The organism is Mesorhizobium sp. LEGMi-168a, from assembly GCF_058312955.1.
The window spans coordinates 315991-323569 of sequence record NZ_JBZEGV010000005.1 but is presented as its reverse complement, the minus strand read 5'-3'; the positions used below and the strand labels follow the sequence as shown (position 1 = coordinate 323569).

Annotated in this window: 7 protein-coding genes; 3 read left to right on the top strand and 4 right to left on the bottom strand. The window is 63.2% G+C overall.

Annotated elements, in window-relative coordinates:
- Positions 1-94: 94 nt before the first annotated feature.
- On the bottom strand, positions 95-367 hold the full coding sequence (locus AC4FWB_RS10315; protein ID WP_491025885.1) for an usg protein: 273 nt from the start codon (positions 365-367) through the stop codon (positions 95-97).
- Positions 368-671: 304 nt separating this feature from the next.
- On the opposite strand from AC4FWB_RS10315, the gene acs reads away from it, so the two are divergent.
- Both acs and AC4FWB_RS10305 read left to right on the top strand, forming a co-directional pair.
- Positions 672-2627, top strand: a complete 1956-nt coding sequence (gene acs / locus AC4FWB_RS10310; RefSeq protein WP_491025884.1) for an acetate--CoA ligase — start codon at positions 672-674, stop codon at positions 2625-2627.
- Complete coding sequence (locus tag AC4FWB_RS10305; RefSeq protein WP_491025883.1) at positions 2627-3376, top strand: MOSC domain-containing protein; 750 nt, start codon at positions 2627-2629, stop codon at positions 3374-3376. The genes acs and AC4FWB_RS10305 overlap by 1 nt, the downstream gene beginning before the upstream one ends.
- Before the next feature lie 9 nt (positions 3377-3385).
- Here the strand turns inward: AC4FWB_RS10305 and AC4FWB_RS10300 are convergent, their stop codons facing one another.
- Entirely contained in the window at positions 3386-4654 is a 1269-nt protein-coding gene (locus AC4FWB_RS10300) for a class I SAM-dependent methyltransferase (RefSeq protein ID WP_491025882.1), read from the bottom strand.
- Positions 4655-4816: 162 nt separating this feature from the next.
- Positions 4817-5185: an antibiotic biosynthesis monooxygenase family protein gene (locus tag AC4FWB_RS10295; RefSeq protein WP_491025881.1), complete on the bottom strand. Its 369-nt coding sequence runs from the start codon at positions 5183-5185 to the stop codon at positions 4817-4819.
- Between the two features lie 102 nt (positions 5186-5287).
- Between AC4FWB_RS10295 and AC4FWB_RS10290 the strand changes: the two genes are divergently transcribed.
- On the top strand, positions 5288-5758 hold the full coding sequence (locus tag AC4FWB_RS10290) for a MarR family winged helix-turn-helix transcriptional regulator (protein WP_491025880.1): 471 nt from the start codon (positions 5288-5290) through the stop codon (positions 5756-5758).
- 400 nt (positions 5759-6158) lie between these two features.
- Here the strand turns inward: AC4FWB_RS10290 and AC4FWB_RS10285 are convergent, their stop codons facing one another.
- On the bottom strand, positions 6159-7577 hold the full coding sequence (locus AC4FWB_RS10285) for a TadE/TadG family type IV pilus assembly protein (RefSeq protein WP_491025879.1): 1419 nt from the start codon (positions 7575-7577) through the stop codon (positions 6159-6161).
- Between the last annotated feature and the right edge of the window lie 2 nt (positions 7578-7579).

Sequence of the window (7579 nt, the reverse complement as noted above, 5' to 3'; positions counted from 1 at the left end):
ACCGCCCCCCGCGGCGGCCCCCCCCCCCCCCGCGACCCCCTCTGTCGCCTTCGGCGACATCTCCCCCTCGAGGGGGGAGATTGGGCGCGACGCTTCAGTGCAACAAGAACTCCCCATCAACCTTCCGCCACTCGTTCGGCGCGATCAGCTTCTGGTGCGTGTAGGTGACCGAATGCAGTGGGCCGTCGAGCCTGGTCTTCCAGAACTCGATGAAGCGGATCAGCACCGGAAACTTCGGCGCGATGTCGTAGTCCTGCCAGATATAGCTCTGCAGCAGATGCGGGTGATCGGGGAAGTGATAGAGAATCTTGGCCGTCGTCAGCCCATAGCCCTTGAGCATCAGGTCCATTTCGGAATGGTCACGCATCGCAGCCCCCTAGGTCGATCTCCTTTCCTCCCAACGCGCGATTCTGCGCTCAGTTGCTTAACTGTCTATCGATCTTAGCAGCTCCAAGGCGAGTTTTCCATCGCTAAAACAGGTAGTTAGCAGCGACAGGCGGTGAGTGCTGACAGCGTTTCGCAGCGACGCTGCGTCATCCCGCCACGCGAATCCAACGTCTAATGTTGCCGTCGGCGCGGAACTGTTAATAATGCCCGCGAATTCGCGGCTGCTTTGCCGCGATGCCGCTGGTGCTTCAAGCCAGCGGACCGTCTCGGAGGAAAGCTGAAAAATGTCCGATGTCCATGTCCACCGCGTCCAGCCGGCGTGGAAGAAGAACGCGTTGATCGACAACGACACCTATCTGAAATGGTATGCCGACAGCGTGAAAAATCCGGACAAGTTCTGGGGCAAGCACGGCAAGCGCATCGACTGGTTCAAGCCCTTCACCAAGGTCAAGAACACCTCCTTTAACGGCAAGGTCTCGATCAGGTGGTTCGAGGACGGCCAGACCAATGTTTCCTGGAATTGCATCGACCGGCATCTGAAGAAGCGCGGCGACCAGACCGCCATCATCTGGGAGGGCGACAACCCTTACGATGACAGGAAGATCACCTATAACGAGCTTTATGCGCATGTCTGCCGTTTCGCCAATGTGCTGAAGAAGCATGGCGTCAAGAAGGGCGACCGCGTCACCATCTACATGCCGATGATCCCGGAAACGGCCTACGCGATGCTGGCCTGCACCCGGCTGGGCGCCATCCATTCGGTCGTCTTCGGCGGCTTCTCGCCCGATGCTCTCGCCGGGCGCATCGACGACTGCAAGTCGACCATCGTCGTCACCGCCGACGAAGGCCTGCGCGGCGGCAAGCCGATCCCGCTGAAGGACAACACCGACAAGGCGGTCGACATCGCCGCCAAGGCCGGCACCAAGGTCGAGAAGGTGGTGGTCGTGCGCCGCACCGGGGGCAAGACCGGCTGGGTGCAGGGTCGCGACGTCTGGTACCACGACGAGGCGGCGACCGTTAAGGCTGATTGCAAGCCGGAGAAGATGAAGGCGGAGGACCCGCTGTTCATCCTCTACACCTCGGGCTCGACCGGCAAGCCGAAGGGCGTGCTGCACACCACCGCCGGCTATCTCGTCTATGTCTCGATGACGCACCAATATGTCTTCGACTACCATGACGGCGACATCTACTGGTGCACGGCCGATGTCGGCTGGGTGACGGGCCACAGCTACATCGTCTACGGACCTTTGGCCAACGGCGCCACCACGCTGATGTTCGAGGGCGTGCCGAACTATCCGTCGCAGTCGCGCTTCTGGGACGTCATCGACAAGCACAAGGTCAACATCTTCTACACCGCGCCGACGGCGCTGCGCGCGCTGATGGGCGCCGGCGACGGCCATGTGAAGAAGACATCGCGCAAGTCGCTGCGCGTGCTGGGCACCGTCGGCGAGCCGATCAATCCGGAAGCCTGGGAGTGGTATTTCAACGTCGTCGGCAACGCCAAGGTGCCGATCGTCGACACCTGGTGGCAGACCGAGACCGGCGGCATCCTGATCACGCCGCTGCCCGGCGCCACCGACCTCAAGGCCGGTTCGGCGACACGGCCCTTCTTCGGCGTCAGGCCGCAACTGGTCAACGGCGACGGGACGGCTCTGGAAGGCGCGGCCGACGGCAATCTCTGCATCACCGATTCCTGGCCCGGCATGATGCGCACCGTCTATGGCGACCACGACCGTTTCGTGCAGACCTATTTCTCGACCTACAAGGGCAAGTACTTCACCGGCGACGGCTGCCGCCGCGACGAAGACGGCTATTACTGGATCACCGGCCGCGTCGACGACGTCATCAACGTCTCCGGCCACCGCATGGGCACGGCGGAGGTGGAATCGGCGCTGGTCAGCCACGACAAGGTCTCGGAAGCCGCCGTCGTCGGCTACCCGCACGACATCAAGGGCCAGGGCATCTACTGCTACGTCACGCTGATGGCCGGCGAGACATCGAGCGAGGATCTGCGCAAGGAGCTCGTCGCCCATGTCCGCAAGGAGATCGGCGCCATCGCCACACCAGACAAGATCCAGTTCGCGCCGGGCCTGCCCAAGACCCGTTCGGGCAAGATCATGCGCCGCATCCTGCGCAAGATCGCCGAGGACGATTACGGCGCGCTCGGCGACACCTCGACGCTCGCCGACCCGGCCGTCGTCGACGATCTCGTCGCCAACCGGCAGAACAGGAAGGGCTGATGACAGACCGGGCGGCACTCGGCACAGTCAGCCAGCTGTGGCGCTATCCGGCGAGCTCGCTCGCCGGCGAGCGCCAGGACGCGATCTCGGTCGGCCGCGAAACCATCGACGGCGACCGTATGTTCGGCCTCGTCGACGCCTCGGACAACGAGATTGCCCGGCCCGACCGCGACGCCAAATGGCACAAGGTGCCGCGCATCCGCACACGGCTGACCAATGATCGCGAACTGGAGGTGGCCGTCCCCGGCGGCGATTGGCTGAGCGCGCCCGGCGTCGAATGCGATCGTGCCGTGTCTGCCTATCTCGGCTTCACTGCCTCGATCCGGCCGTTCGGCCAAGAGAGCGCCCCGCCGGCCTATGCCGGTCCGTTGACCCAGGCGCGTTACCGCAAGGCGCCGATCCACCTGCTCACCACCGCCTCGTTGGCGCGGCTCAAGGCGCTGCATCCGGAAGGGGCGGCCGACCCGCGCCGCTTCCGCCCCAACATCGTCGTCGATATGGAGCCGGTCGAAGGCTCCTTCCCAGAGACGGAATGGATCGGCCGCAAGCTCGCGGTCGGCGATCTTCTGCTCACGGTCTCGGAGCCTTGCCGCCGCTGCGGCTTCACCATCATTGCCCAGGACGGCTTCGACAACGATCCCGGCATCCTGCGCAACCTGGTCCGCCACAACGCCCACAATATCGGCGTCTACTGCACCGTGGACAGGCCGGCGCGCGTCGAGATCGGCGCGCCGATGCGCTTTGCCTGACACCTCGTCCTACCGATAGAGATCCGCACGCGTCGGCGGCAGTCCGCTCGGGCCACGCGCGCGCTTGGTGGCGACGGTCTGGAAGATCTGCGCCGAGGCGCGCTCGAAGGCGATCGAGCAGCCGCTGAGATAGAGCAGCCAGAGCCGCGCCTTCGCCTCGCCGACCTCGGCGATCGCCTCGTCGAAATGCGCATGGAGACGCTCCGCCCACAGGCGGCAGGTACGCGCGTAGTGCTCGCGAAGGTTCTCGACGTCATGGACGAGGAAGCCATGCGCCTCGAGGTTGCCAAGCGTCATGCCGATCGTGTCGAGCTCGCCGCCGGGGAAGATATATTTGATCAGCGCCTTGTATTCCGGCCCCTTGCGCAGCGTCTTCCTGATGTCGCCCTTGCTGCGCCTGGTGATGGCGTGGTGGAGATAGATGCCGCCTGGCTTCAGCAGGCGCTGCACTGCCGAGAAGTAGGCAGCGTGGTTGGCAAGCCCGAGATGCTCGAACATGCCGATCGACGAGATCTTGTCGAAGGTGCCGGAGAGATCGGCATAGGACTTTATCTCGATGGTGATGCGATCCTCCAACCCTTCGGCGCGGATGCGCTCGCGGGCAAGTTCCGTCTGGGCTTCCGACAGCGAGACGCCGTGCCCGACGATGCCGTAATGCTTCGCCGCATGGATGAGCATCGCGCCCCAGCCGCAGCCGATGTCGAGCAGGCTGTCGCCCGGCCGAAGCCTGAGCTTGCGGCAGATGTGGTCGAGCTTGTCGATCTGCGCCTGGTCGATGCCGTTGGCGAAATCCCTGAAGTAGCCGCAGCTATAGACCATGCGCTCGTCGAGGAAGAGCCGGTAGAACGCGTTCGAAATGTCGTAGTGATGCTGGATCGCTTCCTTGTTGGACCCGCTGACATAGGGGTTGCGCCCGGAGAGATCGCCCCGCGCCGTCATCTGTTTCCGAGAGAAAAGCACCGCCGGCAGATCGCGCAGGATCGCCAGCTTCGGCAATGATCTGAGCTTCGTCTTGAGCTTGCCTTGCGACGGCAAGGCGTAGAAATCGAACAGCGTGCCCTCTTCGATATCGACGGTCTTGGAAATCCACATCTCGACCAGCGTCGAGAAGGCCGGCCGGCGAACCAGCTGCCAGACGATGTCCTGATCGTTGATGGCAAGCACCGGGCCGCCGGCGGGGCCGATCCGCTCGCCGGTCCACAGCCTGACCGCAAAACCCGGCTTCAGCGTTTCGACAACTGTTCGCACGATCCGCGCGGCTCTGTCGGCGGCGTCCATTCCCACCTCCCAATGCGGCGCAACCTGTCACGGCGCCGACATCCGGATTATGTCGGGAGCTCAACAAAATTCAAAGGCCGAGGAGACGAGAGAGTTGACCGCCGGATCGGCGCCCGGCGGAAGTTCCTTGGCGCAAGGCATCCCCGCTCGCTTCCGGCAAAGCTACGCAACGCAGATGCCGGACACCGCAACCTTCTGAAACAGGTGCGGGGAAGCTGCGGCTGAGGACGGATAGGCCGAGAGCTTCGCCCTGAACTCCGGATGCATGAACGCGGCCCTGAAATCAGCCGTCGATTCCCAGACGGCGTAGTTGAGGTAGGTCGGGCTGTCGCCTAGGGCCCGGTGAAGCTGGGTCGAGATGAAACCCGGCTGCCGCTTCATGAAATGCGCGTCAGCCTCCCAGGCATCCAGGAAGGTCTGCTCGTCGGCCTTGTCGAGCGTGAAGACGTTGACGAGCACGACGGGGGAAGCGTCGACGGCGATCTGGCGTTCGATCGGGAAGGCAGGGTCCAATGGGCGCATATGCGACATGACAAACTCCGCTCGATATGGTTTCATGATGTCAATTTGGTGCGATAGAGCCAATATATCTATTTGACACCATGATGTCAATATCATTGTATGGTGACAAATATGCATGGACCCAAGCGAACCAAGGCCGCCACCGCGTTGACCGGTCTCTTTCTCGATCTGTTCAGGCTCAATAACCTCGTCATCACCTCGGGCGACAGGCTCGTCGCGGAGCTGGGCCTGACGAGCGCCCGCTGGCAGGTGCTCGGCACCATCGTCGCGGCGGACCGGCCGCAGCCGGTCGCGTGGCTGGCGCGCGACATGGGAGCCAACCGTCAGAACGTCCAGCGCATCGCCAACGATCTGGCAGAAGAGGGACTTGTCGCGTTCAAGCCCAACCCGCATCACCGGCGGGCGCAGCTCGTGGTGCTGACGGACGCGGGGAAAGAGGCGTTCGACGCCGCCATGCGCCTGCAGGCGCCCTGGGTGAACTGGCTCTCGGAGGGGATCGAGGTCGGCGAACTGGAGACCACACACTCTGTCGTGAAGGCGCTTCGCCGGAAACTGGAAGGAGAAGCAGAAGAGCAGACGTGACGTAGCGCGGCTAGGCTCCGAAGGTGACATCGGGGGAGGCATTGCTCCCTCGACCGCAATCCCGACCTGTTGCGCAAAAACATCGCCGGAGGAGGATTTCCCGCCCGAGGCATGGCCATTCCGCAGCGTCATCTTGTCTTTTGCCGCGACGCACCCCATCATCTGGGCGTGTTCAACAAACCGAAAGGAGGTGATCCGATGTCGAGTGATTTCGTTTTCCAGAACGTGAGCTCAGCGGATTGCACTTCCGGGAAGCAGTCTTCCCGTTAAGGCGCGAGACGCGCGGCAGGTAACCCGGTGGGGTCGCCGCCATGAGCCGCGTCATGGACGGAAACACGGAAGGCCGCCGGCTTCGTCAAGAAGCGGCGGCCTTTTCCGTTAGCGGTCTGGAGTTGTGCGGTCAGCGGTTGATGGTGAGCTTCTCGATGTTGCGGGTGATCTCGCCGAAAGCATCGGACAGTTCCGCCCCGGTGGCGGCCTCGTAATAATGCTTCAGCGAGGACGTGTCGTCGGTCGAGCAATCCTTGAGCACGGACTTCGCCTGATCCCGTTCGATGGTTGTCATCGACGGGTCATTGAGATCGAAGCCGATGGTGAAGATCTCGATGCCGTCGCGCTTCATGTTCTCGCAGATGGCTTCAGCATTGGCGCGCGACGTCTCGCCCTGGTCCTGCCACGCGGCCGCGCCGCGCCCGCGGGCGAAGGCGGTGTTGAACTGGCCGTCCGTCATCAGGATGGCGATCTTGGCCACCTTTTTCTGATCGAAGTTGGCAGGGCCGGTGCCCAGCCTGGCGTCGGCGATAGCCGAGCGCCACGACGGTGAGAGCATGTAATAGCCCCATTGCGCGGCGATGCCGCCGGCGGTTACGCCCGCGGCGCTGAAATGGCCGATCGTGTCGAGCAGCTTGTCTTCATCTGCCGTTAGCGGAATGAGCGCCGCCGAGGGACATACCCTCATGCGATAGTCGCGATTGACCTTGGCCTGATATGTCTTGCCCTTGTTGTCCCGGCGCAGCGCATAGGGGCCGTCAGACGAAAAATCGGCATAGCCGTCCTTGTCCTTGCGCTCGGTGGCGCATTTGTCGGATGCCGTCGTCACGGAAACGGAAAGCGGCGCATCGATCGGCGGCGGCACCTTCGGCCCGTCCGCCGTCTCGACGAAGACGGTGTTGGCGAGGCCACCCGTGTTGACCGCCTCGGCATAGGGGACGATCGCCACCCGGACCCGTGGGTCGCTGGGATCCCGGTTCTGTCCCAAGAGATCCTTGACCGTTTGCGACGCGGCCGCCTGCAGGTCGCCGATCTTGTTGGTCTTCGCGCGCCTGTTGGCCGCCATCGAGCCGGTGATGTCGAGCATCATCGCCACCTCGATCTTCTTGTCGGAATAGAGCGCGGTGGTCGACGTGGTCACGCGCTGCATGTTGCCCATGCTGAACAACGGAAAATAAAGGCCGATATCGGCATGCACATCCGCCTGCACCGTCTTCGCCGTCCTGTTGATCGTGAGCTTGTCGAGCACGATCTGATTGGCTTGCAGGATCCCCGCCGTGCTGTTGGCGTCGAGGAATGCCTGCACCGATGCGTTGGCATCGGCTTCCTTGATGACGCCGAGGGTGAGATCGCGTGCCGTCGAGGTCACAGCGGCGTCGACGACGCTCTGCAAACTCGATCTCGCATTGTAGAGCTGCGAGATATTGACCGCGAATCCCACCCCCAGCGCCAGCACCGATGCGGCAGCCCCGAACAGAACCGCGAAATTGCCTCCGCAATCTCGGGCAAAGCCGTCCACCCCACGAACGAGAGCTTTGAACTGCCGCATCC

Coding starts and splice junctions, on each gene's coding strand:
- AC4FWB_RS10315 (WP_491025885.1), bottom strand. CDS start 367: ATGCGTGACCATTCCGAAATGGACCTGATGCTCAAGGGCTATGGGCTG.
- acs (WP_491025884.1), top strand. CDS start 672: ATGTCCGATGTCCATGTCCACCGCGTCCAGCCGGCGTGGAAGAAGAAC.
- AC4FWB_RS10305 (WP_491025883.1), top strand. CDS start 2,627: ATGACAGACCGGGCGGCACTCGGCACAGTCAGCCAGCTGTGGCGCTAT.
- AC4FWB_RS10300 (WP_491025882.1), bottom strand. CDS start 4,654: ATGGACGCCGCCGACAGAGCCGCGCGGATCGTGCGAACAGTTGTCGAA.
- AC4FWB_RS10295 (WP_491025881.1), bottom strand. CDS start 5,185: ATGTCGCATATGCGCCCATTGGACCCTGCCTTCCCGATCGAACGCCAG.
- AC4FWB_RS10290 (WP_491025880.1), top strand. CDS start 5,288: ATGCATGGACCCAAGCGAACCAAGGCCGCCACCGCGTTGACCGGTCTC.
- AC4FWB_RS10285 (WP_491025879.1), bottom strand. CDS start 7,577: ATGCGGCAGTTCAAAGCTCTCGTTCGTGGGGTGGACGGCTTTGCCCGA.